General features: G+C 31.4%; 24 protein-coding genes. 11 read left to right on the forward strand and 13 right to left on the reverse strand.

Annotated features, from left to right (window positions below; genetic code table 11):
• Nucleotides 1–113: 113 nt before the first annotated feature.
• The 8 genes from hisIE to hisG form a co-directional block, all read right to left on the reverse strand.
• Nucleotides 114–710, reverse strand: a complete 597-nt coding sequence (gene hisIE / locus CVD18_RS04330) for a bifunctional phosphoribosyl-AMP cyclohydrolase/phosphoribosyl-ATP diphosphatase HisIE (RefSeq protein WP_103864221.1) — start codon at nt 708–710, stop codon at nt 114–116.
• An 84-nt stretch (nt 711–794) separates the two neighbouring features.
• Complete coding sequence (gene hisF, locus CVD18_RS04335) at nt 795–1,550, reverse strand: imidazole glycerol phosphate synthase subunit HisF (RefSeq protein ID WP_103864222.1); 756 nt, start codon at nt 1,548–1,550, stop codon at nt 795–797.
• A 58-nt stretch (nt 1,551–1,608) separates the two neighbouring features.
• The gene (gene hisA / locus CVD18_RS04340) at nt 1,609–2,340 is read right to left on the reverse strand and encodes a 1-(5-phosphoribosyl)-5-[(5-phosphoribosylamino)methylideneamino]imidazole-4-carboxamide isomerase (RefSeq protein ID WP_103864223.1); all 732 of its coding nucleotides are present in this window, start codon (nt 2,338–2,340) and stop codon (nt 1,609–1,611) included.
• A gap of 38 nt (nt 2,341–2,378) precedes the next feature.
• Nucleotides 2,379–2,960, reverse strand: a complete 582-nt coding sequence (gene hisH / locus CVD18_RS04345) for an imidazole glycerol phosphate synthase subunit HisH (protein ID WP_103864224.1) — start codon at nt 2,958–2,960, stop codon at nt 2,379–2,381.
• Between the two features lie 84 nt (nt 2,961–3,044).
• Entirely contained in the window at nt 3,045–4,181 is a 1,137-nt protein-coding gene (gene hisB, locus CVD18_RS04350; protein ID WP_103864225.1) for a bifunctional histidinol-phosphatase/imidazoleglycerol-phosphate dehydratase HisB, read from the reverse strand.
• 42 nt (nt 4,182–4,223) lie between these two features.
• On the reverse strand, nt 4,224–5,267 hold the full coding sequence (gene hisC / locus CVD18_RS04355; RefSeq protein ID WP_103864226.1) for a histidinol-phosphate transaminase: 1,044 nt from the start codon (nt 5,265–5,267) through the stop codon (nt 4,224–4,226).
• An 11-nt stretch (nt 5,268–5,278) separates the two neighbouring features.
• Complete coding sequence (hisD, locus tag CVD18_RS04360) at nt 5,279–6,583, reverse strand: histidinol dehydrogenase (protein ID WP_103864227.1); 1,305 nt, start codon at nt 6,581–6,583, stop codon at nt 5,279–5,281.
• A gap of 37 nt (nt 6,584–6,620) precedes the next feature.
• Nucleotides 6,621–7,478: an ATP phosphoribosyltransferase gene (hisG, locus tag CVD18_RS04365; RefSeq protein WP_103864228.1), complete on the reverse strand. Its 858-nt coding sequence runs from the start codon at nt 7,476–7,478 to the stop codon at nt 6,621–6,623.
• Between the two features lie 342 nt (nt 7,479–7,820).
• On the opposite strand from hisG, the gene CVD18_RS04370 reads away from it, so the two are divergent.
• Nucleotides 7,821–8,747 carry an OmpA family protein gene (locus CVD18_RS04370; RefSeq protein ID WP_103864229.1) on the forward strand — a complete coding sequence of 309 codons (927 nt, stop codon included), beginning with the start codon at nt 7,821–7,823 and terminating at the stop codon, nt 8,745–8,747.
• Between the two features lie 14 nt (nt 8,748–8,761).
• Complete coding sequence (locus tag CVD18_RS04375) at nt 8,762–9,277, forward strand: hypothetical protein (protein WP_103864230.1); 516 nt, start codon at nt 8,762–8,764, stop codon at nt 9,275–9,277.
• A gap of 141 nt (nt 9,278–9,418) precedes the next feature.
• On the opposite strand, the gene lon is transcribed toward CVD18_RS04375, so the two are convergent.
• On the reverse strand, nt 9,419–11,869 hold the full coding sequence (gene lon / locus CVD18_RS04380; RefSeq protein WP_103864231.1) for an endopeptidase La: 2,451 nt from the start codon (nt 11,867–11,869) through the stop codon (nt 9,419–9,421).
• Between the two features lie 223 nt (nt 11,870–12,092).
• Between lon and CVD18_RS04385 the strand changes: the two genes are divergently transcribed.
• From CVD18_RS04385 to CVD18_RS04405, 5 genes are all read left to right on the forward strand, one after another.
• Complete coding sequence (locus CVD18_RS04385) at nt 12,093–12,641, forward strand: RNA polymerase sigma factor (RefSeq protein WP_103864232.1); 549 nt, start codon at nt 12,093–12,095, stop codon at nt 12,639–12,641.
• Nucleotides 12,638–13,198 carry a hypothetical protein gene (locus CVD18_RS04390; RefSeq protein WP_103864233.1) on the forward strand — a complete coding sequence of 187 codons (561 nt, stop codon included), beginning with the start codon at nt 12,638–12,640 and terminating at the stop codon, nt 13,196–13,198. Before CVD18_RS04385 ends, CVD18_RS04390 begins: the two co-directional genes overlap by 4 nt.
• On the forward strand, nt 13,179–14,270 hold the full coding sequence (locus CVD18_RS04395) for a hypothetical protein (protein WP_103864234.1): 1,092 nt from the start codon (nt 13,179–13,181) through the stop codon (nt 14,268–14,270). Before CVD18_RS04390 ends, CVD18_RS04395 begins: the two co-directional genes overlap by 20 nt.
• Before the next feature lie 11 nt (nt 14,271–14,281).
• Nucleotides 14,282–15,022: a head GIN domain-containing protein gene (locus CVD18_RS04400; protein ID WP_103864235.1), complete on the forward strand. Its 741-nt coding sequence runs from the start codon at nt 14,282–14,284 to the stop codon at nt 15,020–15,022.
• 172 nt (nt 15,023–15,194) lie between these two features.
• Nucleotides 15,195–15,932, forward strand: coding sequence for a tyrosine-protein phosphatase (locus tag CVD18_RS04405; RefSeq protein ID WP_103864236.1), 738 nt, complete (start codon nt 15,195–15,197; stop codon nt 15,930–15,932).
• On the opposite strand, the gene CVD18_RS04410 is transcribed toward CVD18_RS04405, so the two are convergent.
• The 4 genes from CVD18_RS04410 to CVD18_RS04425 form a co-directional block, all read right to left on the reverse strand.
• Nucleotides 15,919–18,282, reverse strand: coding sequence for a polysaccharide biosynthesis tyrosine autokinase (locus tag CVD18_RS04410; RefSeq protein ID WP_103864237.1), 2,364 nt, complete (start codon nt 18,280–18,282; stop codon nt 15,919–15,921). The genes CVD18_RS04405 and CVD18_RS04410 overlap by 14 nt on opposite strands.
• Before the next feature lie 7 nt (nt 18,283–18,289).
• The gene (locus CVD18_RS04415) at nt 18,290–19,084 is read right to left on the reverse strand and encodes a polysaccharide biosynthesis/export family protein (RefSeq protein WP_103864238.1); all 795 of its coding nucleotides are present in this window, start codon (nt 19,082–19,084) and stop codon (nt 18,290–18,292) included.
• Between the two features lie 238 nt (nt 19,085–19,322).
• The gene (locus CVD18_RS04420; protein ID WP_103864239.1) at nt 19,323–21,248 is read right to left on the reverse strand and encodes a nucleoside-diphosphate sugar epimerase/dehydratase; all 1,926 of its coding nucleotides are present in this window, start codon (nt 21,246–21,248) and stop codon (nt 19,323–19,325) included.
• Complete coding sequence (locus tag CVD18_RS04425) at nt 21,245–22,378, reverse strand: DegT/DnrJ/EryC1/StrS aminotransferase family protein (RefSeq protein WP_103864240.1); 1,134 nt, start codon at nt 22,376–22,378, stop codon at nt 21,245–21,247. Before CVD18_RS04425 ends, CVD18_RS04420 begins: the two co-directional genes overlap by 4 nt.
• 671 nt (nt 22,379–23,049) lie before the next feature.
• Here CVD18_RS04425 and CVD18_RS04430 point away from each other — a divergent pair.
• The 4 genes from CVD18_RS04430 to CVD18_RS04445 all read left to right on the forward strand — a co-directional run.
• Nucleotides 23,050–24,501, forward strand: coding sequence for an MBOAT family protein (locus CVD18_RS04430; RefSeq protein ID WP_103864241.1), 1,452 nt, complete (start codon nt 23,050–23,052; stop codon nt 24,499–24,501).
• Nucleotides 24,502–24,519: 18 nt separating this feature from the next.
• A complete protein-coding gene (locus tag CVD18_RS04435; RefSeq protein ID WP_103864242.1) occupies nt 24,520–25,482 on the forward strand; it encodes a hypothetical protein in 963 nt (320 codons plus the stop codon).
• Nucleotides 25,483–25,651: 169 nt separating this feature from the next.
• The gene (locus CVD18_RS04440) at nt 25,652–25,864 is read left to right on the forward strand and encodes a hypothetical protein (protein ID WP_103864000.1); all 213 of its coding nucleotides are present in this window, start codon (nt 25,652–25,654) and stop codon (nt 25,862–25,864) included.
• Between the two features lie 41 nt (nt 25,865–25,905).
• Nucleotides 25,906–26,206, forward strand: a 301-nt coding sequence (locus CVD18_RS04445; protein ID WP_199185036.1) for a hypothetical protein, incomplete at its 3' end; no start/stop codon positions are given.

Consider the following 26,206-nt stretch of genomic DNA (forward strand, 5'->3'; position numbering starts at 1 on the left):
ACTTGTAAGACGTATAATTAGGGTGGGATAATATGGCGGCAAATATATATATTACACCTTACCTCTATATCGTATTAACTTTTCTTTAACATTTTCATAAAAAAAAACAAAAGTTACGATCTTGATTTTAATATCTTTACAACATCTTCTAATGTATACCCTTTTGCCTGTAAAAGTATTAAATAATGAAATAACAAATCTGCGCTCTCATTCAAAAATAAGTCTTCATTATCATCCTTGGCTTCTATAACTACTTCTACTGCTTCTTCTCCTACTTTTTGTGCTACTTTATTTATCCCTTTTTTAAATAATGAGGCTACATAAGACGTTGAATCATCCAAATTTTCTTTTCTTGATTTTATTACCTCTTCAAGCGTTGATAAAAATCCATATGAAGATTTATTCTCCTCACTCCAACAAGTATCTGTACCTGTATGGCAGGTTGGTCCATTGGGATTTACAGTAATTAATAATGTGTCATGATCACAATCATTTTTTATAGTCACCAAATTCAAAACATTACCACTTTCTTCTCCTTTGGTCCATAATCTATTCTTGGTTCGACTAAAAAAAGTGACTTTTTTAGTTTCTATTGTCTTATCATATGCTTCTTGATTCATATACCCGAGCATGAGTACATTCTTGGTAGATGCATCCTGAATAATTGCAGGAATTAATCCATCATTATTTTTGTTGAAATTTATCTTCATAATAGTTATAAAATTATCTTGATGGTTTTTGTACTATAGTTTTATTAGTCAACTCATTCATTTTTTGAATAAGATGTTCTTGATTTATAATCTTACAGGAATTTTGTTGTCTTTCAATTCTTTTTTTAAATCTATTATTTTTATTTCTTTAAAATGAAAAACACTTGCTGCCAATGCCGCATCAGATTTCCCTTTTTTGAATGCATCTACAAAATGTTGCATATTTCCAGCTCCTCCAGAGGCTATTATTGGAATAGTAAGTTCTTCTGATAACTTAGATAATGCTTCATTAGCAAAACCATCTTTGGTACCATCATGATCCATTGAAGTGAATAATATTTCTCCAGCCCCTCTTTCTTGTACCTCTTTTGCCCAAATAAATAAATCCAGTTCTGTCTGTACTTTTCCTCCTACCAAATGTACTTTCCATTTATTATTGATCTGCTTTGCATCAATAGCAACAGTAATACATTGTGAACCATATTTCCCTGCCAGGTCATTAATTAATTTAGGATTTTTGACGGCTGAGGAGTTTATGGATATTTTATCTGCACCGTTTTGCAACAAAACATCAACATCTTTAATAGAAGAAATCCCACCACCTACTGTAAAAGGTATATTTACTTTTTCTGCCACTCTAAGTACTAGATTAGCCAAGGTTCTGCGCTTTTCCTCGGTGGCCGAAATATCTAAAAAAACCAATTCATCTGCCCCCGCTTTTGAGTACACCTCTGCAAGCTCTACTGGATCTCCAGCATCTTGTAGCCCTACAAATTTCACTCCTTTTACTGTTCGCCCATTTTTGATATCTAAACAAGGTATAATTCTCTTTGTTAACATATGCTTTATTTTATCTTTTACCCCTACTTTTTAATTAGTCAAGGGGGTTACAAAAGCTTTACTGCTTTTGATTTACAATATAATTTTCTAACTGCTTCGGGGTAATCCTATTTTCATAAATTGCTTTACCTATTATCGTCCCTTCGCAACCTATTTCTTCTAGTTTAGGTAATTCATCAAATTCTGAGATACCTCCTGAAGCAATCAAGTTAAGACTCTTTGTTTCACTTAATATTCTTTGGTACAAATCAAATGAAGGACCAGACAGCATTCCATCCTTACTTATATCTGTACTGATTACATAAGAAACCCCTTGTTCTATATATTCTTTGATAAACGGTATCAATTCTTTATCACTTTCTTCTTGCCACCCGCTTACAGCTACTTTTTCATTGGTAGCATCTGCTCCCAAAATAATCTTACCTGCTCCATATTTCTGTATCCATGCTATAAAAGTATCTGGATTTTTTACAGCAATACTTCCTCCTGTTACTTGATTAGCACCACTCTCAAAAGCAATCCTAAGGTCCTCATCTGTTTTTAACCCTCCTCCAAAATCTATTTTTAAATTTGTTTTTGAAGCTATTTGCTCCAAAACCTTATGATTTACTATATGTTTAGATTTTGCCCCATCTAGATCTACCAAATGAAGATACTCTATTCCATGTGCTTCAAATTCTTTAGCTACCTCCAACGGGTATTCGTTATATATTTTCTTAGTAGCGTAATCTCCTTTGGAAAGTCGTACACATTTCCCTTCGATAATGTCTATTGCTGGTATTATTCTCATTGGTTAATTTATTTTCAGAGTCTTAATTATTGTTATTTTTATAATGTCAAAAAATTCTTTACTATTTTAGAACCTATATCACTACTTTTTTCTGGATGAAATTGAGTTCCATAAAAATTATCTTTATGTAAGGCCGTACTATAGGTTACTCCATAATTTGTTTGTGCAATTGTATCATCTATAATAGGAGCATAATAACTATGCACCAAATAGATATATTCTTTTTCTTCTACTCCATCAAATAATGGTGATTTTAATGATTCTATTTGATTCCACCCTATTTGTGGCACTTTGACATTTGTACCAAAACGAGTGATATCTACATCAAATATCCCCAACCCCTTAGTATTTCCTTCTTCTGTATGATTACACATAAGTTGCATTCCTAGACAAATCCCCAAAACTGGTTGTTTTAGTTTAGGAACAATAAGATCTAAACCAGATTCCTTAAGTTTATACATGGCACTACTTGCCTCTCCTACTCCAGGAAATATAACTTTATCTGCTCTCATAATTTCTTCTGGGTCACAGCTGAGAATCGCTGTATATCCCAGCCTTTCTATTGCAAATTTTATGGATTGGATATTTCCTGCCCCATAATCAATAATTACTATTTTCATTTTATCATATTCCCAACTAATTTAGGGATGTATTAATTATTTTTTTTACTCTTATTCTAATCTTAATTTTAATCAAAAGCAGATCTATAATACCCCTTTTGTAGTAGGCAAAATCATTTTTTCAGGATCTCGTTTTACTGCTACCTTTATTGCTTTGGCAAAAGCCTTAAAAATTGCTTCGATCTTATGATGCTCATTAACTCCTTCTGCTTTTATATTAAGATTTGCTTTAGCTCCATCTGTAAATGATTTAAAAAAATGAAAAAACATTTCTGTTGGCATTGCTCCTATCATTTCTCTAGAAAATTCTGCTTCCCATACTAGCCAGTTACGTCCTCCAAAATCAATAGCTACTTGTGCCAAGCAATCATCCATAGGCAAACAAAAACCATAGCGTTCTATTCCCAATTTATTACTCAAGGCACTACTAAATACTTCTCCTAGGGCAATTGCGGTATCTTCTATAGTATGATGCTCATCAACCTCTAGATCTCCTTTTACCTTGATATCTAGATCCATTTGACCATGACGAGCAATTTGATCCAGCATATGGTCAAAAAACTGTATCCCTGTATCAATATTACTTTTTCCGCTTCCATCTAGATTCAACTTGATATAAATATCGGTTTCATTGGTTTTTCTAGTAATTTCAGCAATTCGATTTTTTAGTTTTAAAAATTCATATATCTGTTGCCAATCGTTACTTTCTAATACTATAGAATTATTGAGTTCTTCTTGCTCAATAGTAATTTCTCCTGTACCTAGATTTGTATTGTCATTGATAAAAATCCCTTTGCTACCCAAGTTTTTAGCTAGCTCCATGTCTGTCAAGCGATCGCCTATCACAAAAGAATTCTCTAGATCATATTCATCTGAAAAATAATCGGTTAATAAACCTGTCCCTGGTTTTCTAGTATTTGCATTTTCATGCGGAAAAGTCCTGTCTAAAAAAACTTTATCAAAATGTACTCCTTCGTTTTCAAAAGATGTGATAATAAAATTATGTACTGGCCAAAAAGTTTCTTCAGGAAATATATCTGTTCCTAAACCATCCTGATTGGTTATCATTACTAATTCATACTCTAGCTCTTGGGCTATTTTCCCCAAAAAAGTAAATGCTTTGGGGTAGAATATCATTTTTTCGAATGCATCTATTTGCTCATCTACTGTTTCTTTTATAATGGTTCCATCTCGGTCTATAAATAACACTCGTTTTTTCATCTGTTTATGTATCATGTTATATTCTTTACTTTCAATCAATTTTTATAACTGTTTGATCACTTCTATTAATTTGTTGTTTTCATCTGGAGTTCCTATTGTAAATCGAAGTGTACTCTCACATAATGGCTGTGTACTTCTATTGCGAACCACAATACCTTGTTTCATCAACTGATCATATCTTTTGTTGGCATCATCTACTCGTACTAGTAGAAAATTAGCTTCGCTTTGAAATATTTTTTCCACAAAATTTATTGTTGACAATGCTTCTTGAAGTTTCTCTCTTTCTTGCTGTATTAGGGTTATTTCTCTTTGAATCTGGTCTTTTTTCACAATTCTTTCTATTGCTTTTTCCTGTGTTAATGAATTCACATTATAAGGAGGCTTAATTTTACTTAATACCGCTATTATTTCTTCTGAAGCATAGCAAATCCCTAATCGGATACCTGCTAATCCATAGGCTTTAGACAAGGTTTGTGTTACAATAAGATTAGGGTATTTATCTAAACTATCTATCCAGCTTTTTTTATCTGCAAAATCAATATATGCTTCATCAATAACAATCATCCCATTAAAAGACTGAAGAAGTTTCTCTATACGTTCTACCTCGATCAAATTTCCTGATGGATTATTAGGAGAACATATAAACAATAGTTTGGCAGTATGATTTGCTTGGGTCAAAATAGTTTCTACCTCTGGCTGAAAATCACTATTTAAATTTATTCGTTGCTCTTCTATATTATTGATATTTGCCAATACCGTATACATACCATATGTAGGAGGTAGTGTAACAATACTATCAATCCCAGGTTCGCAAAATGCTCTAAATATCAAGTCTAAGACTTCATCACTACCATTACCCATGAGTATATTTTTCTCTGATAGTTGTTTTTGTTTGGCGACTATTGTTTTCAAACTTGTCTGATTTGGATCGGGATATCTGTTTACTCCATTTTGGTACGGATTCTCATTGGCATCTAAAAAAATCATGTCTTGACCAACATCTGTAAACTCATCTCTAGCCGAACTATAGGCCTGTAATCCCATTATATTTTTACGAACTAATTGTTTTATATCTAGCTTATTCATTTTTTAGATAATTATATATTACTTAAAACATCAGATACAATACTTTCTAATCTCAATGTAACAGCATTTTTATGTGCCTGTAACCCTTCTGCTTCTGCCATAACCTCAATAGCTTTGCCTATTTTTTGAATTCCTTTTTTTGATATTTTCTGAAATGTTATTGCTTTCATAAAACTATCTAAATTAACTCCACTATATTGTTTTGCATATCCGTTGGTTGGCAATGTGTGATTTGTTCCTGAGGCATAATCACCTGCACTCTCTGGCGTATAATTACCAATAAAAACAGATCCTGCATTTTCTATTGCATTTATATAAAAATCTTCATTCTTTGTACATATAATAAAATGTTCAGGCCCATATTCATTTATCAACTCTATAGCTTCTTTATCATTTTTTATATAAATCAATTTTGAATTGGTTATTGCCTCCTTGGCTATTTCTTTTCTAGGTAAAGCTTCTAATTGTATACTTACTTCTTTTTCTACCATATCTATTATATCTTGTGAAGTAGACACTAACATCACCTGGCTGTCTTTACCATGTTCTGCCTGACTTAATAAATCTGATGCTACAAAGGCTGGGTTAGCACTGTCATCTGCTACTACCAATAATTCACTTGGTCCTGCTGGCATATCTATAGCAACTCCAAATTTTGTTGCTAATTGTTTTGCTACGGTTACATATTGATTTCCAGGGCCAAATATTTTATATACCTGTGGGATGGTTTCTGTACCAAAGGCCATTCCTGCAATTGCCTGAATTCCTCCTACTTTATAAATATTGGTTACCCCACATAGGTCTGCAGTATACAAAACTGCTGGATGTATTTTCCCTTCTTTATTAGGAGGAGAACATAACACCACTTCTTTACATCCTGCTAAATTAGCAGGAACGCTAAGCATTAAAATTGTAGAAAACAATGGAGCTGTTCCTCCTGGGATATACAAACCTACTTTTTGAATGGGTCTTTTTTCTTGCCAACATTTGACACCATCTATTGTCTCTGTAGACACAATAGGTGTTTTTTGAGCTATATGAAAAGCCTTTATATTAGATTTTGCTAATTGTATGGCTTCTTTTAAATCATTGTTGATTTGCTTTTTGGCTTCTTCTATTTCTTTTGATGTGACCAAAACAGTATCCAGATTTACTTTATCATATTTTAAAGTATTTCTATTTATAGCTTGATCCCCTTCTTTTTTCACTTCATTAAAAACATTCAAAACTATTTCTTCTATATCTGCTACTGTTTGAGTAGGTCTTTTTAATAGTTCGGGCCAGGAATTTTTATCAGGATTATATATCTTATTCATTTGCTCATATTTATCAAACACATATTACTACTTATTACTATAATACCATTTTCTCTATCGGGCACACCAAAATTCCCTCTGCTCCTTCTTCTTTTAACTCATCTAGAATGTCCCAAAATTTATTCTTCTCTACGACTGTATGAATCGAACTCCACCCCTTTTCTGCCAAGGGCAATACCGTAGGACTCCTCATACCAGGTAATACTTTTACTATATCTTCTATTTTATCATTGGGAGCATTAAGTAATACATATTTAGAATTTCTGGCTTTTAATACTGCTTTGATTCTAAACTGTAGTTTTTCTAGAAGTTTTGTATTTTCTTCTGTTATTTTTGGGGATACCGCAAGTACTGCTTCTGAGGTAAGCATAACTTCTACTTCTTTGAGATTGTTCTTAAATAAAGTACTTCCACTAGATACGATATCACAGATTGCATCTGCCAAACCTATATTAGGAGCAATTTCTACCGATCCTGATATCTGATGTAAATCTGCCGTAATACCTTGCTTATTCAAATACTCGTTTACTGTATTGGGGTAAGAAGTCGCAATTCGTTTTCCTTGTAAATCTTTGATAGAATTATAACTAACATCTTTAGGGACTGCTAGAGATACTTTACACTTAGAAAAATTAAGACGCTCTACTATAGCAATATCTTTTCCTTTTTCGATTAACACATTTTCTCCGATAATTGCAATATCAACAATCCCATCTCTAAGATATTGAGGAATATCCCCATTTCTCAAAAACATGACTTCCATAGGAAAATTACGGGTTTGGGCTTTTAGCTGATCTTTACCATTATCGATAGAAATACCACAGTCTTTTAATATTCTTACTGAGTCTTCATTGAGGCGTCCACTTTTTTGAATGGCAATTCTGATTTTTGACATCTATTCTTGTTATTATGCCTGACCAATTCAAAACAAGTTTTATAGGAAATGAAAAACCCGTTTGAATTACTCAAACGGGTTTTTATAGTATTGTGTTATGCACATATCATACTTACCACGCCTGAGCGAAAATGTAATGATGATGATGTACAAATATATTTTTCATTTTTTTTCTTAAATACTTGGCTAATTTATAAAAAAAATAGTTTCTGGAACGTATTTCAACTTATTTTTTTGCTATTCACCTTTTTTCCTTAAATAATTTCACATAATTTAAAGTCTGCTATAGGTTGATTCTAAACATTTTTATAACTTTAATAAACCAATACTAATCAACAACATATGAAAAGTTTACTCTCATTCTTTATTTTTCTATTATTTGCCTGGCTTGCAATATGGTGGTATTATTCATGCAACTGGTGTGCAATAGATGGAAATGAAAATACGCCTTTGGTCGAAAAAATACCTGATCCAGATGCCGAGGCTCTTGCCAAAAAAGCATATGACGATAGCATTGCTGCAATACATAAATCTGCTATAGGGCTGTATATAAATGATGCTACAAATCAAAAGGTCTTTACATATCCAGAAAATCTAAAAATTAATAGTGTAAATGGCGATGTATTTATTCCTACTATTCTTCAAGGGTTCAGTAAAAATATTGCTGATTACTTAGGACAGCATCAAGACCAAGAAATAATCATTTCTGGATATGAGAATCCTTCTGAAAATAAAGATAGTACTGGGCTAGGTATCTCTAGAGCTAATTTTATCAAAGATATTCTGATCAATGCTGGAGTAAATGAAGACCGGATCATTACACAGGCTACATCAAAAGATTATATGTATTCTGAAGATGGTAGCTATAATGGTGGGATTGATCTACAATTTAATACACTAGATGAATCTAGACTTATAGAAGTAGAAAAAAGCATTGCAACCAGAACATTGTATTCTAATTTTGGAGAAAAAACTTTTAAACCAGACGCTACCTTATCTAATTATGCTCTTGAGCTTAAAAATTACCTAAATAAATATTCGGAAAAATCTGTTTTAATTACTGGACATACTGATGATATAGGTAATGAAGAGTCCAACCTTTGGTATGGACAACAAAGAGCCAACAATGTAAGAGATTATCTTATCTCTCAAGGAATTTCTAAAGATAAAATTAAAGCTTTATCAAAAGGAGAATCCAACCCTATTGTTCCAAATGAAAGTGAGGAGAATAGAACAAAAAATAGAAGAATAGAAATAATCGTAAACTAAAAAACATTACAACTATGTTAAATTTTTTTAATGACGCAAACTGGTGGTGCTTATTATTGTTATTATTCCTAGCTTTTTTACTAGGGTGGTTATTATCAAAATGGGCTCTTAAAAATAAATACAAAAAAGCATTGGATGAGTGCGAACAAAAAAATGCGGCTCTTAGAAATGTAAATTACGAAAAAGCTAATTCTACCTTTTCTAGTCAGAAAAACACTAATTCTGACATCAAAGCTATCAAAACCAGAGATCATGGTGGTGTGGCAGTTGATACAACCGAGACTCCTACATTGAATTTTGATAGTTTTGGAAAAGCAGATGCTTCTCAAAAAGATGATTTAAAACTTATCAGCGGTATTGGCCCTTTTATTGAGGAGAAATTAAACAGTATTGGTATCTATACTTTTGATCAAATTAGTAAATTCAACAGCGAAGATATTGAAACCGTAACCACACTTATTCAATTTTTCCCTGGTAGAATTGAAAGGGATCAATGGACAAAACAGGCAAAAACGCTTAATAATAAGTAGTATCCACTAACCATTTTACTACATAATTAAAGCCTTCATAAATTAATCATGAAGGCTTTTTTTATTGATAGATCATAAATAATTTAACTCATTCTATGCATTAGATTATTTATTCTATAATTTGAGTATAATTATATGGTTTTATAGTTTTTTAGCATTTTTAACTTTGGTATTTGTTACTGCAATTTTCAACACATCTTGCATGTCCTTTACATAATGAAATGTAAGTCCTTTTAGATATTCTGATTTAATTTCCTCAATATCACGCTTATTATCTTCACAAAGTAATATTTCTTTGATATGCGCTCTTTTGGCTGCCAGTATCTTTTCTTTAATCCCTCCCACTGGTAACACTTTGCCTCTCAAAGTTATCTCTCCTGTCATAGCTAAGCTTTTCTTTACTTTGCGTTGTGTAAACAAAGAGACTAATGAGGTAAGCATAGTTACCCCTGCACTAGGACCATCTTTTGGTGTAGCTCCTTCTGGAACATGTATATGTACATTATAGCTAGTAAAAATATCTGGATTAATTCCTAACTCCACAGCATTTGCCTTGATATACTCCATAGCAATTGTTGCTGATTCTTTCATTACTTTCCCTAAATTTCCAGTAATCGTGAGGTTTCCTTTTCCTTTAGATAAAATAGATTCTATAAATAAAATATCACCTCCTACACTAGTCCACGCCAAACCAGTCACTACCCCTGCTACATCATTATTTTCATATTTATCCCTTTCTAGCTTTGGTACTCCTAGAATTTCTACTACATCTTCATTGCTAATTTTGACATTATACTCTTCTTCCATTGCAATATTCTTGGCTGCATATCTAACCATTTTGGCTATTTGCTTTTCTAGACCTCTTACTCCAGATTCTCTTGTATATCCTTCTATGATTTTTTCTAATTGCGCTTTTCCTATCTTGATATGTGTCTTATTAAGACCATGCTCTTCTAATTGTTTAGGTAGTAAATGTTGCTTTGCTATTTCTACTTTTTCTTCAATAGTATATCCTGTGACATTAATAATTTCCATTCTATCACGAAGTGCTGGCTGAATAGTGCCCAAACTATTAGAAGTGGCAATAAACATAACTTTAGACAGATCAAACCCCATCTCTAGGAAATTATCATGAAACTCAGAATTTTGCTCTGGGTCTAAAACTTCCAATAATGCAGATGATGGGTCTCCTTGATTACCTACTGATAATTTGTCTATCTCATCTAGTACAAAAACTGGGTTACTCGTACCTGCTTTTTTAAGGCTTTGAATAATCCTACCAGGCATTGCGCCGATATATGTTTTTCTATGCCCTCTTATTTCTGCTTCATCTCTAAGTCCCCCTAGGGATATTCTAACATATTCTCTTCCTAATGATTCTGCAATAGATTTCCCTAATGAAGTTTTACCCACTCCAGGAGGGCCATATAAACAAAGTATTGGAGACTTCATGTCATTTCGTAACTTCAATACAGCAAGGTATTCAATAATACGTTTTTTTACTTCATCCAAACCATAATGATCTTTATCCAGAACCTTTTTAGCTCTTTTTAAATCAAATTTATCTGTACTAAACTCATTCCATGGTAAGTCTAAAAATAAATCTAAATAATTGCGTTGTATAGAATATTCTGCAACTTGGGGGTTCATACGCTGCATCTTGGCAAGTTCTTTATCAAAATGTTCACTTATTTTTTCATCCCATTTTTTATCCTTACTACGCAAACGCATTTCTTCTATTTCATCTTCATGAGAAACTCCTCCTAGTTCTTCTTGAATTGTTTTCATCTGTTGATGTAAAAAATACTCACGTTGTTGTTGGCTCATATCATGCTGAACCTTACTCTGAATAACATTCTTGAGTTCCAATTTTTGAAACTCTACATTCATGTATTTTAAAGTAGTCAACGCTCTTTTCTTTAAATCACTAATTTCTAGTAATTTTTGTTTTTCTTCTACAGGAAGATTCAAATTAGAAGACACAAAATTGATAAGAAAAGAATCACTCTCAATATTCTTTATAGCAAATGAAGCTTCTGAAGGAATTGTTGGACTTTCTTTTATAATTTCTAATGCTAAATCTTTTATAGAATCAATTATAGCACTAAATTCTTTATTCTTTTTGGCAGGTCTTGCCTCTGGAACTTCTGTTACCTTTGCTTTTATATAAGGTTCTTCTTCTATAACTTCATCTAGATGAAATCGTTTTTTTCCTTGTAAAATTACAGTAGTATTTCCATCAGGCATTTTTAAAACCCTCAAAATACGAGCAACTACACCTATTTGATTAATGTCTTGTAAAGAAGGGTTTTCTATACTTTCTTCTTTTTGAGAAACAACACCTATTGTTTTGTTTCCATTATTTGCATCATCAAGAAGTTTAATCGATTTATCCCTTCCTGCTGTAATTGGTATCACAACTCCAGGAAACAATACTGTATTTCTTAAAGGTAATATAGGCAATACCTCGGGTAGTTCTTCTTTATTTATTTCTTCTTCATCTTCTGGTGTCATTAACGGAATTAATTCTGCATCCTCGTCAATCCCTTGTAATGACAAACTGTCAAGCGTCGTAAATTTGGTTTTAGTCATAAGTATATATCAAAGTCATTTTGTCATTACAACAAAACTACATTCTTTTTTAATGTTTAATAAAACTAAGCAATCCCTCTATAAAGTATTGAAAAAGGAAGAGTTTACTTATAAATTTGGTATACATATTTCAATTGTTATGCCATAAACTTTTAAAAAAAATTAAAAAAACTGTAACAAAGTATGGCAATACATATCTTTAATGTAAAAGTAAATTATTTTTTTGTCACTAACTGAACTAAATACGGAGCAATTAATAGCTAAATGTCGAGAGCAAGATCAAAATGCGCAGCTCGAAATATATAATCGTTATTATAAAGCAATGTTTAATACTGCATTGAGAATTGTAAAAGATCCTATGGAAGCTGAGGATGTTATGCAAGAATCTTTTTTAGCAGCATTTACAAAAATAACAATGCTTGATGATAATAGTATGTTTGGCGGCTGGTTAAAAAGAATCGTTATCAATGCTAGCTTAAATGTATCTCGTAAAAAAGACACGTATAATGATGTTGCTTTTGAAAGTGTTGAATATACTCTAACAGATGATAGCGGAGTTGTTGAAGAGGATTTGACCTCTATAAAAGCAAAAACAATAATTCATACACTAACTCAACTAAAAGACAGTTATAGCAACGTATTATCATTACACCTTATAGAAGGGTATGATTATGAAGAGATCTGTCATATTATGAATATATCATATTCTAATTGTCGTACGCTTATTTCTCGCGCAAAAGAAAGCTTACGAAAAAAATTACAAATTGTATGAAAACAGATGAAATAGAAAAATTATTTGAACGCCTAGAAGGGCAATTAGATATACATGAACCGTCAGGTAATCATAAAGTACATTTTTTGGAAAAACTACAACAACAAAATAAAGTTGTACAGCTTCAACCCAAAAAAATAAACTGGTACAAACCTCTTATGATAGCAGCTTCGATCATCGTATTATTTGGTTTGGCTACCATATCATTTATACCTGACCAAAAAGAAGAAATAGATTTAGCGAATGTTTCTCCTAAAATGCAGGAGACCCAAAGCTTTTTTACTTCTGCTATTCAATTGCAGCTAGAAGAAATAGATAAGATTTCATCACAAGAAACTAAAGAATTGGTTCTAGATGCAATGAAACAACTAGAAAAAATGGAAACCGATTATGAAACTCTTAAAAAAGACCTTTTTCATAGCGGAAATGATAAACGAGTGATCAGTGCCATGATTAATAATTTTAGGAAACGTGCTGATTTATTAGATGAAGTACTGCAAAAAATCAACGATATTAACGAATTTAAATTATCAAAAAATGAAAACTCTATACTATAATATCTTCTTTTTGATAGTATTTCCCACACTGGTATTTGCTAATAACGGAGGGCCAAAAGGAAAATATTCTAAAGAAAAGACATTGAAAAAAGAATTTTCTGTCAATGCTAATGCCTTATTAGAAATAGATAATAACTATGGCAATCTTGATATTACTTCTTGGGAAAAAAACCAGATTAGCATACAGGTGATTATCAAAGTAAGTGGTAATGATGAGGAAAAAGTAATTAAAAAATTAAAATCAATAAATGTTGAGTTTAGTCACTCTTCACAAAAGGTAAGTGCCGAAACTGTTTTCAATAAAAATGAGGGTTCTTGGTGGGATAAATGGACTAATGGTTCTAATAACAATCTCAGTATGAAAATTAATTATATTATCAAAGTTCCTGTAACCAATAAGGTGAATCTTGAAAATAACTACGGCAGTATTACCTTGGATAAAATCAAAGGAGATGCTACTATCAATTGCGATTATGGTCAAATTATTATAGGAGAATTATTAGGTAATACTAATAAAATCGATATTGATTATACTAATAATAGCTCAATCTCATACATAAGAAATGGTGAAATTAATGCTGATTATTCTGATTTTGAAATAGGAGATAGCAACTATATTAATCTCAATGCTGATTATACTCAATCAAAATTTAAATCTATAAAAAAATTAAATTACAATTGTGATTATGGTGGAATACGAGTTGAAAATGGTGATGAAATCATCGGAGATTCTGACTATCTGAGTTCCAAATTTGGAAGTATTAACAAACGACTAAGCATCGATTCTGATTATGGCTCTATTCGAATTAATGCCATACAACCTTCTTTTGAAAACGTTACAATCAATACCGATTACACCAGTATTACCATTGGATATGAAAACGATTGTAATTTTGATTTTATGATAGAAAGCTCTTATGGTGGCATCAAATTAGATGAAACCATTAATTTACAAAAGAAATATGTAAAGGATAATAAAAAGAATTATCAAGGCTATAGTGGACAATCCAATACTGGTAAAACTATCAATATAACTTCTAGTTATGGTGGGGTAAAGATTAAGAAAAACTAATATCAATTATTATGAAAATAAAAACAATATTATTTGTTTTAAGCTTTGTATTGAGTGTTACAACGTCATTGCAAGCACAATGGTTTGGAAGTGGGAAAAGAATTAAAGGTAATAGAGATTATGTTACCAAAAACAGAACGACAAATGACTATGATAAAATCAAAGTAAAAGGAAATCTGGACATCTCATTGATTTATGGCACAGAAGGTAAGATAAAAATAGAAGGAGAAAGTAATCTTATCCCCTATATTCTAACAGAAATTGAAGATAGTGTTTTAAAAATTTATATAAAAAAAGGGTATAATATAAGTCCTTCACTAGGCAGCAAACTATTGATTACTGTGCCTTTTAAAGATATCAATGGAGTTTATATGTACGGGTCTGGTGACATATCAGGTACCGATCTAATTAAAGCTTCTGATTTTACAACAAAAATATCTGGTTCTGGTGATATCTTGCTTGCTGTAAATGCAAAAAACGTAACAGCTCAAATTACAGGAAGTGGAGATTTGGTTTTAAAAGGGGATACTCAAAATTTTGAAGGACGTGTTACTGGATCAGGTGACTTATCTGCCTATGATCTAAATGCAGAAAATGTTACAGCCATGGTATCTGGATCAGGAGATATAGAAACCACTGCTTCTTTATCTATAAAAGCTCGTGTATCGGGATCGGGAGATATAACTTATAAAGGAAATCCAAAAAAAGAGGATAAAAAAGTGTCTGGATCTGGTGATATCACAAAAAGATAATCTTTACATAACCACTACTGAACAAGCTGCTTAGAGTGCATAGATTCTCTTAGCAGCTTGTTTATGAATAATAAATCTCTATTTTTACACTATATATTTCATTGCAAAGTGCCTTTGGTAGTATTGTAATTGATGTGTTTAGATTTTACATTCACCCCAAAACAAAATCAAATTGCGGTTCTTATCAAAAAAAGAAATTCCTTTTAAAGACATTGTCCCTAATGGTTATATAGATATTCACTCTCACCTTTTACCTGATATTGATGATGGGGTAAAAACAATATATCAATCTGTTTATATTCTTGAGCAATTTGAAAAATTTGGATTCAAAAAAGTGATTACAACACCTCATATCATGCAAGATATGTGGCCCAATACTTCTCAAGAAATACTCGATACAATAAAAAAACTTAAACAAGTGATTACTCCTCTTGGTATTACAAAGGTAGAATTACAAACAGCTGCTGAATATATGATGGATGATTTATTCTATAAGCGCTTAAAAAACAATGATATTTTACCTTTATACAAAGATTATATTCTAGTAGAAATGTCCACTTTTGCTCCTCCTATTAATCTAAACGAAATTGTATTCGAAATTAAACTAGCTGGATATACTCCCATATTAGCACATCCTGAGAGGTATTCTTTTTATAAAAATGATCTTAAAAAATATGATGAATTAAAAGAGCTAGGTTTCTTATTTCAACTTAATTTATTATCATTATCTGGGTACTATGGTGACCAAATCAAGTCTTTTTCTAAAAAAATGGTTAATCTTGGTTATATTGATTTTACTGGTACCGATATTCACAATTATCATCAATTATATACCTTAGAAAAAGGTTTCAAGCCTAAGATCGGTAAGAAAATTACTGATTTAATGAAAAAAAACGCTATTTTTTCTTAGGTTTTTTACCGTAGCCATACCCATAATTATAAGCCCCTTGATTATCTACTGCATTAAGTAAAACAGCTATATTAGGTAAACGTTTTTCTCTATAAAAATTCTCAGGAACTTGTAATACTCGCTTATCTGAATAGTTTTCTCTAACAATATAAATACTTAAATCTCCATATTTTGCTAATAATAATGTATCTGTAACCAAAGTTACTGGTGCCGTATCAACTACAATGTAATCATAATGCTCTTCTAGATAATTAAACATAGTCCCTACTCTTTCTTGCATAAGTAACTCTGCTGGATTAGGGGGTATCGCACCTGAAGGAATGATATCTAATGAATCTTCTATTTTATATATAATATCATCAGGTTTTAATTCTGGGTTCATAATATAATTAGTAAGCCCTTTAGTATTTTTCCCATTGGGCAAATCAAAAAAGTTATGAAGTTTAGGATTTCGTAAATCTGTTCCTAAATATGCTACTTTTTTACCTGAGATAGCAAGTGTTTTAGACAGGTTAGAAGATATCAATGTTTTACCTTCTCCAGAAATAGTTGAAGTAACAAAAATAACCTTTCCTCTATTCTTACTAATTCCTGCCATAAGAAAATCAAGATTGGTTCTTAATATTCTAAATGCTTCTGCAATTCCTGATCTATCATTCTTTGAAATCAGTAGTTTATTTTTGGACTTCACTTTTGGTATTTCGCCTATTATTGGCATAGAAAGCACTTTTTCAAGATCATCTCTGGATCTTACCTTTACATTTAGCAAATCTGAAGTATAAAGGATAATGAATGGTAACATCAATCCAAGAAAAAGAGCACTCGCATATATTGTCCTTTTATTAGGAGATACGGGGTATGCTCCAATAGTAGATGCTCTATCAAGAACTCTTGCATTGGCTGGTGTAATATGACTTTTTATCTCTGCTTCTTCTCTTTTTTGTAATAAATATAGATATAATTGTTCTTTTATTGTTTGCTCTCGCTCTATTGCTCTAATATCTTTTTGTCGTATTGGAGCACTATATATTTGACCTCCAAAATACTGATTCTGTGTATTTAGACTTCTCAACTGTACTTTCATTGAGCTTTTCACACTATTTAAACTATTAATCAACACCTGTCTTAATCCTCCTATTTGTTGATCTATATTAACAACTACTGGATTTTGTACACTAGAGACCTTTAATAAGCGCTGTCGTTGTAAAATTAATCGATTATATTTTGAGACTGTTGCCGAAACCGTAGGGTCGCTAAACCCTGAATTTGATTGGGGTACAAGATCAAATTTACCTTCTTGACTTAACACAAAATTTCTCATGGATTCAATAAAATGAAGCTGTGTATTTAACCTTGCTATTTCTTGAGAGTTTTGTGAATCTAACTGTGAGATTTGCTGAGCTTGTCCTCCTACATCGCCACTTGTTAATCCTCTTTGAGACAAATAACTTGCTGCCTGATCGTCTACTTGGGTTAAATCTCCTGAAATCAGCTCTAAACGATTGTTTATAAAATCTGCCGTTCTTGCAGAGGTTTGTTTTTTATTTTCTATAGTTGCTTTGTTATACTCTTCTACCAGATTATTTATAATATCTTTTGCCTTGGCTTTTACTGGGTCATTCAATGATAATCTAACAATTGATGAACCATTAACAGGAAAAATAAATATTCTGTTTCTATATGATTCTGCTATCCATTTGACTGGTGATACCACTATTTTTATAATCTCCTCCTTATTGGCCTCCATTTTATCTACAGTTGGAGTAATAATAACATCTCCTACTCCTGTAGATATCGTTTTTCCAAAAAGGTGATCTTCTATTTTCTCTCCTTCTTTATTCACAAAAGAAAAAGAGGTACTAGAGTTTATTTTGACATAAAGAACTTGTGATTTTGTATGAACAATAGAATCTGGGGATAAAAAGTTAATTTCAATTAAAGATTTTGGATAATTTTCTACTTCCAAGATTCTTCCCTCTGTAAAATAACTAACATTGAGTTTTAAATTATTAACCACATTAGTTAATAATGTTCTTGATTTTATGATCTGAATCTCATTCTCTAATGTATTTTTTGCATCGTCTATCAATCCTAGATCTTTAAATGCTGATAGTTCAGACTCACTCATGTTTTGATCTTGAGAAATCACAATTGTAGAAGACACATTATATTGAGGTATTGTATATCTAACCTTAATATATGCTAATGTGACAAACACAAATACACTTAGTGCAAACCAATACCATTTTTTTAAATATTTAATTATCTGGTCTCTAAGATTGAAGCTAAATCCTGTAGAAGTACCAAAGGCTGTATTGTCTGCTGGGGTATTATTGGTGTTAGAAATCATATTCTTTCTATCTTATGATCAATGTAATTATTGATAGGGCAACTCCTATTAAACTAATAACGATACCTAGAGTATTGTTACGAGTTTTAGATTCTTTTATTCTAGATTCATTTGGCTCAATATACAACACATCGTTTTGCGTTAAATAATATACAGGAGAGTCAAAAATTGACTTCGAAGTAAGATCTAAACGGTGATATGTATTAGCTCCATTATTCTCTCTAATCACCATTACATTCTCTCTTCTTCCTTTGATTGTCATATCACCCGCCATACCGATGGCCTCAATAATCGTAATTCTCTCATTTGGTATGGCATATGATCCAGGTTTTGCTACCTCCCCCATTACTGTAATCTTGAAATTTTTCAATCGTACACTTACTATAGGGTTATTTATATATATTTTTAATTTCTCTTTAATCATGTCTTTTACCTGAACTCTGGTTAGGCCTGCTATTTTTAATTGTCCCAGAACAGGAAAATCTATAATACCATTTTCATCAATTAAATAGGTAGGTTCTCCTCCTCCTAAAGTACTAGTATTTCCACCACCAGATTCTCCTAAAGAGCTACTTATAGATGATCCAGAACCTTGCATATTAAATGGCCTTGCTGCATCCATTTCCTCTGCAGAAACTTGAATCCCTACTATATCATCTATTTTAAAAACAGAAGTAAATGAACTTGCTGAAATGACCTTTTCTAGATTTGTAGAATCTTGAAAATAGATCACATTTTTGGGTGCTTTACAAGAAAAAGTTGAAATTAATATAAGTACTAAAAACAATAATCTACAATGCATATTTAATTTTTTTTGATAACCCCTAATAACTAATTACAAAAATATAACTTTATTTAATTCAACAATAACATTTCACTCTATCTCTGTTATAACATATTTCTTTAATAATTGAAAAAATAAATATATAGAATTTAACAAATCAAATCTATCTATAATCATTATAGATAGGTTTGATTTTTTTCTGAAAAATATTTTTTTCAAAAAATGAATGTGTATTTACTAATTCTATATATTTTTATTACTTGATACTTACAAGAATTTCTTGGTTCTTTTTAACATTTTCTCTGTTTATTTTATCAATACTTTCAAAAGTAGAGTTTTTAGAAATAAACTCTGGCACTATTTCTTTTAATTTCCCTACAACTTGATGATCCTGATTAAGTAGATTCATTATAGATAAATCATCTATCTTATCTTTTATTATCATACAATTAGCATCATCAAACTTACTTATCATTATTTTTTTATGATATGTTGGTAATGTATTTTCTGTATCAGCAAGAAGTTCTTCATACAATTTCTCACCTGGTCTAAGTCCTGAAATTTTTATATCAATATCTTCTGGATATCTAAGCCCCGAAAGTCGTATCATTTTCTTAGCCAAATCAAAAATCTTAACCGATTCTCCCATATCAAAGATGAATATTTCACCTCCATTACCCATGGTTCCAGCTTCTATGACCAATTGAGAAGCTTCTGGTATTGTCATAAAGAAACGGGTTACGTCTCTATGTGTAACTGTTAGTGGTCCTCCTTTTTGAATCTGTTTTTTGAATAATGGAATTACAGATCCATTAGACCCCAATACGTTTCCGAATCTAGTAGTAATAAATTTAGTATTACTTGTTGCATTAATACATTTTATATACATCTCTGCGGCTCTTTTGGTGGCCCCCATTACATTTGTTGGGTTGACAGCTTTATCTGTTGACACAAATACAAACTTATCTACTCCAAAATCTGAAGACAAATCTGCTAATTTTCTTGTCCCTAAAACATTAATTTTTATGGCTTCGCATGGATTTTTTTCCATGAGTGGTACATGCTTATAAGCTGCTGCATGAAACACCATATTGGGCCTATACTTCTCAAATATACTTTCTATTCTATGATGATCTCGTATATCAGCTACAATCGGAGTAAAATTAGTTACTCCTTTACTCAAAAGCTCTTGCTGTAAATCATATAAAGGAGATTCTGCCTGATCTACCAAAACAAGGTGTTTATACCTAAAATATGAAGCTTGTCTCACAATCTCACTTCCTATAGATCCAGCTGCTCCTGTAATAAGAACTACTTTATTATCTAGTTCTTGTTTAATCTTTTCATTTTTCATAGAAATAGGAGCTCTTTCTAATAAATCTTCTATTTGTATTTCTTTTATTTGAGAGACATTTAATTTTCCATCTATCCAATCATTTACTGCTGGTATTATTTTTACTGTTACCTGTAAGCCTAAAAGATTATCAGAAATCTCTGACAATCTCTTTTTATCTATATGTGGTATGGATACTATAATCTCTTTGACATTATTTTTTGCAATAAAATCTTGATCGATAACACTAGATGAATACACTTTTACACCATTAATTGTTTTACCAATCTTTTGTTGATTATCTTCTACAAAACCTATCACATTTATAGATCTATTTGAATCGTTGGTTATCGCGGCCAAAGTAATCAACCCTGAGTCGCCTGCTCCATAAATAAGAGCTCTTGAAGTTTCTCCTATTTTTGATTTTATATAATAATAACAATATTTAAATACTAATCGACTTGTGATTAGTGTTACTATATTAAGTAAATAATGTATACATACTACAGAAACAGGCATGTCAAATAATTCTGGCATAAGAAATAATTTACCTAAACCTGTAAACGCAATCAATACTGTTACTGCCAGAAATAAATTATATGCATCTCTCATTCCTGTATGCCTTACTACTCCTTTATGTGAACCGACAAATAAAAAGCTCATCGTGGCTAAACATACCATCATAGCTATTTGGTACGTTAGATTTGCGGTATTAACATCTAGTGTAATTCCAAATCTAATTGCATACGCCAAAAAGAAATTAAAAATCGTTATTAATACATCTATTGACAATACTAGCCACTTGGATGCATATATGTGTGAATTATTTATTAAGTAGTTTTTTATCATCTCAATATATTTTTAATTACTGATACAATCCTATATAAATCTTCTTCTTCAAGATTAGACCCGCTAGGTAAGCAAAGGCCTCGATCAAATAGATCATCAGAAATTCCATTGAGGTAGGCATTACAATCTGCAAATACAGTTTGTTGATGCATGGGCTTCCATAACGGTCTTGATTCTATATTCTCTTCTGCTAGAGCCAACCGTATTTCTTCTCTCAATTCATAAGAACTGGTTTCTATACACGTTAACCACCTATTAGAATAATACCCCGTTGGCTCTTCCAGAAATTTTAATTCAGAAGAATCCGTTAGGTTATTTTTATAATATTCAAAATTACTACGTCTATTATTTACATGAGCATCCAGAATCTCCATCTGGCCTCTTCCTATTCCCGCAGTAATATTGCTCATTCTGTAATTATATCCTATTTCAGAATGTTCATAATGTGGTGCATTATCTCTGGCTTGAGTTGCCCAGAAGATTGCTTTGTCTTTATCTTCTTTTCTTTTTGTAATAAGTGCTCCTCCTCCTGATGTAGTAATAATTTTATTACCATTAAACGATAGAATAGCAATATCTCCAAAAGTTCCACATTTAACTCCTTGATATAAGCTTCCCAATGCTTCTGCGCTATCTTCTAAAATAGGAATTTTGTATTTTGAAGCAACCTGATGAACTTTATCTACATCATATGGCATTCCATATAAATGAACAGCGATAATTGCTTTAGGTTTTTTCCCTTTGGCAATTCTATCTTTTATAGCTATTTCGAGTTGTTCTGGACAGATATTCCATGTTGCTCTTTCACTATCTACAAATATAGGTTTGGCATCAAGATATACGATTGGATTTGCCGAGGCTGCAAATGTCATACTTTGGCATATTACCTCATCACCTGATGTAACTCCTAGAAGTTTTAGTCCTAAATGTAAAGAAGCTGTTCCTGAACTTAATGCTGCAGCATGAGTACCATTTTGCAGATAGTTTTCGAGATCATCTTCGAATCCATTTACATTTGGCCCAAGTGGAGCAACCCAATTTGTGTCAAATGCTTCTTTTACAAATTTTTGCTCTGATCCACCCATATGCGGTGAAGAAAGCCATATTCTTTTTGAATCAATTATATTCATAATCTTCCCATTAACAATGAACAATAGTTTACTACCCACTAACGATTATAAAACATAATCACCAGTCGATGTTTTTAAATGACAATCTAAAAAATGTTTGGAAGAAGGGGGGTAGAACTTCCTTTCCTAGAATTTACTTTATTATTTGTTTTCCAATTGCTAAATTAACTTAGTTAATTTAATTATCATTCTAAAATTTCACTTTTTAGACAGAATACGCGAAAAAAACGTCAAATGACGGTTGTTAGCCTACTTTCTGTCTTACAACACAGTAATCCCGTAAGAAAAATATTATAGCATTCTTACATTAAACTCTTCATTATGAAGATAAAACACTTTTTTTTCTATTCAAATCTAAGTAAACGATGTAATCAAAAAATGCATTTTATATTACTTTTATGTAAACTATTCTACACACTACAATAATACAGCTATAATTGGTTACATATGTGGGTAGAACACCTATTTATAACAGGGGGATTCTCCCCTTCTGATCTGATACTATTATTTTACACCTCTTTCTAATTATCTATATACTAAAAAAAATAATTAAATAAAATTTTGTTTTATAGAATTTAATCCACAATCTTACATATCAAAAGCAATACCAGTTTATTAAAAAAAGGTGTTGTTTTATCTTTCCCCAAATTTGTAATTACAAATTGATCGCAATGTTATTTAATTCTTTGAGTTTTTTTATTTTTCTACCTTTAGTTTTTATACTCTATTGGCTTGTTTTTTCAAAAAAAAATCAGCTTCAGAACTTTTTTGTTCTTATTGCTAGTTATGTTTTCTATGGCTTATGGGATTGGCGGTTTTTGTTTCTTATTCTAGCTAGTACTATTGTTGATTTTTTTGTGGGGCAGTTTATTCATGCCAGTGACTCTACTACAAAAAGAAAAACCTGGTTATGGATAAGTGTTCTATTTAATATTGGGCTCCTTGGATATTTTAAGTACTACAATTTCTTTATTTCTTCTTGGGTAGATTTTATGTATTTGTTTGGTTATGATCCAAAAAGCATATGGACTTTACAAATTATTCTTCCCGTAGGAATTAGTTTTTATACTTTTCAGACCATGTCTTATTCATTAGATATTTACTATAAACGGCTGACTCCCACAAAAGATTTTATCTCATTTGCGACATTTGTTAGCTTTTTCCCCCAGCTAGTTGCTGGCCCTATTGAGCGTGCTTCTAATCTTTTATCACAGATCACATCCAAAAGAGTTTTTAAGTATACTCAATGTACAGAAGGATTAAAACTTATACTTTGGGGATTATTTAAAAAAGTCGTGATTGCAGACTCTATAGCTCCTATTGTAGATGATATTTTTTTGAATTACAATGATTATTCAGCTTCTACCTTGATTCTTGGAGTGTCACTTTTTAGTTTTCAGGTATATGGTGATTTTAGTGGATACTCTGATATTGCTATAGGAACCGCAAAATTATTTGGAATAGAGCTGATGTCTAATTTTAAGTTCCCTACATTTTCTAGAAATGTTGCTGAATACTGGCAACGGTGGCATATATCTTTATCTACATGGTTTAGACATTATGTGTACATCCCTTTGGGAGGAAGTAGAGTAACCAAGTTGACATCTGTAAGAAATATTGTTATCATTTTTTTAATAAGTGGTTTTTGGCATGGTGCTAATTGGACTTTCATTGCATGGGGAGCTTTTCATGCTATATTATATATACCAGTTTTTCTTATGGGTAGAAACCGTATTTATATGAATACTGTTGTTGCTCAAAATAGATGGTACCCAAATTTAACTGAGATAGCACAAATACTACTTACATTTTCTCTTGTCACATTTTCTCGTATCTTTTTTAGATCACCCTCTATTACAGATGCTTTTGGGTTTATCAAACAAATCTATACTCATTTTTCTTATGAAAGTTATCATCATCCTATGGGATATCGAATGATAGATTACTTTGTATTACTAGGTCTTTTTATTTTGTATGAATATAGAATCAGAAGGGATGAACGTTCTCCCTTTAAATTCAAGTCTAAGGCTGTACGGTTTGCAATGTATGCGATTATAGTTTTTGGAATGCTATTGTTTTATGACGATCAAATCGATAGATCATTTATTTATTTTCAGTTTTAAATTCTAAAAATACTCTAAATGAAAAAGCTTATTATTAAAAGTATTATTTACATGGTGTTAATTCTCTTTACTCTTGAAGGGTTAACTCGTATTTTTTATTTGGCAAAAGATACTCCTACCCGTTTTCTCGACGAATATAAAGTAGAAAAATGGCAACCTAATCAAAATGGATTTTCGGTTACTGGGAACAGGCGTCAAAATTTTTCTGAGTATCACATTAATGCTTCTGGTTACAATTCGTATAGAGAATTCACTCCTACCAAAGACAAAGTTGAAATTGCTCTCGTTGGGGATTCTTTTATTGAAGGTTTTCACCAAAATTACTATAATTCTATTGGTAAAAAAATTGAAAAAACTCTTCCCGAAATTGAAGTCTATGAATATGGTTACGCTGGGTATGATTTTGCTGATCAATTACATTTGATTCATTCATATTCTAACCAATTTGATGCTATTGATCATGTGATTCTGGGAATAAAGTTTTCAAACGACCTGACTCGTAGTGAATATAGCGTAATTAAAGAGAGATTGGCATTAGAATCCCCGATAAATAATCTCTTAAAAAAAAGTAAGTTATTGGTTTACTGTAAAAGTATAGGGATTCTTACTCCTCTACAAAAATTAACATCTGGGTTAATAAATCTATTCAATACTCCACAAGAAGCTATTGCTATTACTCCTGAATCAGCAATAAGAATTAAAAATAAAAAAGAAGATGAGTATTTATCAAATTTTAAAAAATTAGTTTCAAAATATGGGTTTGATAAAAAGCGTTTTACACTACTATTAGATACTAGAATAACTAGTCCATTTTTCTTATCATATCTACAACAAAACAAATTTAAATACATTGATTTTGCTTCTTCTTTTGAAGTTTCTAAATCTCCTACTTCTTTAATTTATGATAAACATTGGAATAATCACGGAAGAGGTATTATTACAAGCCTTATTGTAGAATACTATAATAATTTGCAAAATTAGTAATAATCTAAATTCTTATATCGCTCTATATTTTGGGGGTGTACGACAAATTTCCCTTTTTGTTAAAATTTAGTATTTTTATTAGAAACATATTTAATGGATATAAAGAGGGTGTACGACAAATTTCCCTTTTTGTTAAAATTTAGTATTTTTATTAGAAACATATTTAATGGATATAAAGACTCAAGCCTCGTTAATCTTCGACAAACATTTTGAACAATGGTTATCTGATCCTTCTCGTATGGAGAATGGATATCAATACGAATCTACGTACGCTGCAATGATGTCAAATGTTGAGCAAGAAGTTTTACAATTATCTGTTGGTCGTGTTCCCAAGAGCAAGAACTTAAAAAAAAACTTCAAACCAGATTTGGAAAGATAGAATCCTGCAAGTCTCATGTTATTGCTCAATCTCCAGGTTTTATGGGTATTAGTAGTTTGGCTCAAGAAACCATGTGCTATATGGGTCAGTATTTGGTATTTAGTGAAGCAGAAGATGTGATCAATAATTTGACAGGTGCAGGGGTCAATGCCAAGCAAATAGAGCGTGTTTGCCACAAATATGGACAATGGATTGAAGATGCTGATAATGCGGTTATCAAAAATCTGGTTTATAAAGAATATGAATCAGGTAAAGCGGATGAACTTCATTATGTTAGTGTAGATGGGGCTATGTACCTAACAAGAGAGGAAAGTTGGAAAGAGAGTAAGCTAGGTAGACTAT

Source organism: Aquimarina sp. I32.4 (genome assembly GCF_002924285.1).
Taxonomy (GTDB): Bacteria; Bacteroidota; Bacteroidia; order Flavobacteriales; family Flavobacteriaceae; genus Aquimarina.

What these genes read in the sequence shown, in the direction of transcription:
- hisIE (WP_103864221.1), bottom strand. Translation starts at nt 710, where the DNA reads ATGAAGATAAATTTCAACAAAAATAATGATGGATTAATTCCTGCAATT.
- hisF (WP_103864222.1), bottom strand. Translation starts at nt 1,550, where the DNA reads ATGTTAACAAAGAGAATTATACCTTGTTTAGATATCAAAAATGGGCGA.
- hisA (WP_103864223.1), bottom strand. Translation starts at nt 2,340, where the DNA reads ATGAGAATAATACCAGCAATAGACATTATCGAAGGGAAATGTGTACGA.
- hisH (WP_103864224.1), bottom strand. Translation starts at nt 2,960, where the DNA reads ATGAAAATAGTAATTATTGATTATGGGGCAGGAAATATCCAATCCATA.
- hisB (WP_103864225.1), bottom strand. Translation starts at nt 4,181, where the DNA reads ATGAAAAAACGAGTGTTATTTATAGACCGAGATGGAACCATTATAAAA.
- hisC (WP_103864226.1), bottom strand. Translation starts at nt 5,267, where the DNA reads ATGAATAAGCTAGATATAAAACAATTAGTTCGTAAAAATATAATGGGA.
- hisD (WP_103864227.1), bottom strand. Translation starts at nt 6,583, where the DNA reads ATGAATAAGATATATAATCCTGATAAAAATTCCTGGCCCGAACTATTA.
- hisG (WP_103864228.1), bottom strand. Translation starts at nt 7,478, where the DNA reads ATGTCAAAAATCAGAATTGCCATTCAAAAAAGTGGACGCCTCAATGAA.
- CVD18_RS04370 (WP_103864229.1), top strand. Translation starts at nt 7,821, where the DNA reads ATGAAAAGTTTACTCTCATTCTTTATTTTTCTATTATTTGCCTGGCTT.
- CVD18_RS04375 (WP_103864230.1), top strand. Translation starts at nt 8,762, where the DNA reads ATGTTAAATTTTTTTAATGACGCAAACTGGTGGTGCTTATTATTGTTA.
- lon (WP_103864231.1), bottom strand. Translation starts at nt 11,869, where the DNA reads ATGACTAAAACCAAATTTACGACGCTTGACAGTTTGTCATTACAAGGG.
- CVD18_RS04390 (WP_103864233.1), top strand. Translation starts at nt 12,638, where the DNA reads ATGAAAACAGATGAAATAGAAAAATTATTTGAACGCCTAGAAGGGCAA.
- CVD18_RS04395 (WP_103864234.1), top strand. Translation starts at nt 13,179, where the DNA reads ATGAAAACTCTATACTATAATATCTTCTTTTTGATAGTATTTCCCACA.
- CVD18_RS04400 (WP_103864235.1), top strand. Translation starts at nt 14,282, where the DNA reads ATGAAAATAAAAACAATATTATTTGTTTTAAGCTTTGTATTGAGTGTT.
- CVD18_RS04410 (WP_103864237.1), bottom strand. Translation starts at nt 18,282, where the DNA reads ATGATTTCTAACACCAATAATACCCCAGCAGACAATACAGCCTTTGGT.
- CVD18_RS04415 (WP_103864238.1), bottom strand. Translation starts at nt 19,084, where the DNA reads ATGCATTGTAGATTATTGTTTTTAGTACTTATATTAATTTCAACTTTT.
- CVD18_RS04420 (WP_103864239.1), bottom strand. Translation starts at nt 21,248, where the DNA reads ATGATAAAAAACTACTTAATAAATAATTCACACATATATGCATCCAAG.
- CVD18_RS04425 (WP_103864240.1), bottom strand. Translation starts at nt 22,378, where the DNA reads ATGAATATAATTGATTCAAAAAGAATATGGCTTTCTTCACCGCATATG.
- CVD18_RS04430 (WP_103864241.1), top strand. Translation starts at nt 23,050, where the DNA reads ATGTTATTTAATTCTTTGAGTTTTTTTATTTTTCTACCTTTAGTTTTT.
- CVD18_RS04435 (WP_103864242.1), top strand. Translation starts at nt 24,520, where the DNA reads ATGAAAAAGCTTATTATTAAAAGTATTATTTACATGGTGTTAATTCTC.
- CVD18_RS04440 (WP_103864000.1), top strand. Translation starts at nt 25,652, where the DNA reads ATGGATATAAAGACTCAAGCCTCGTTAATCTTCGACAAACATTTTGAA.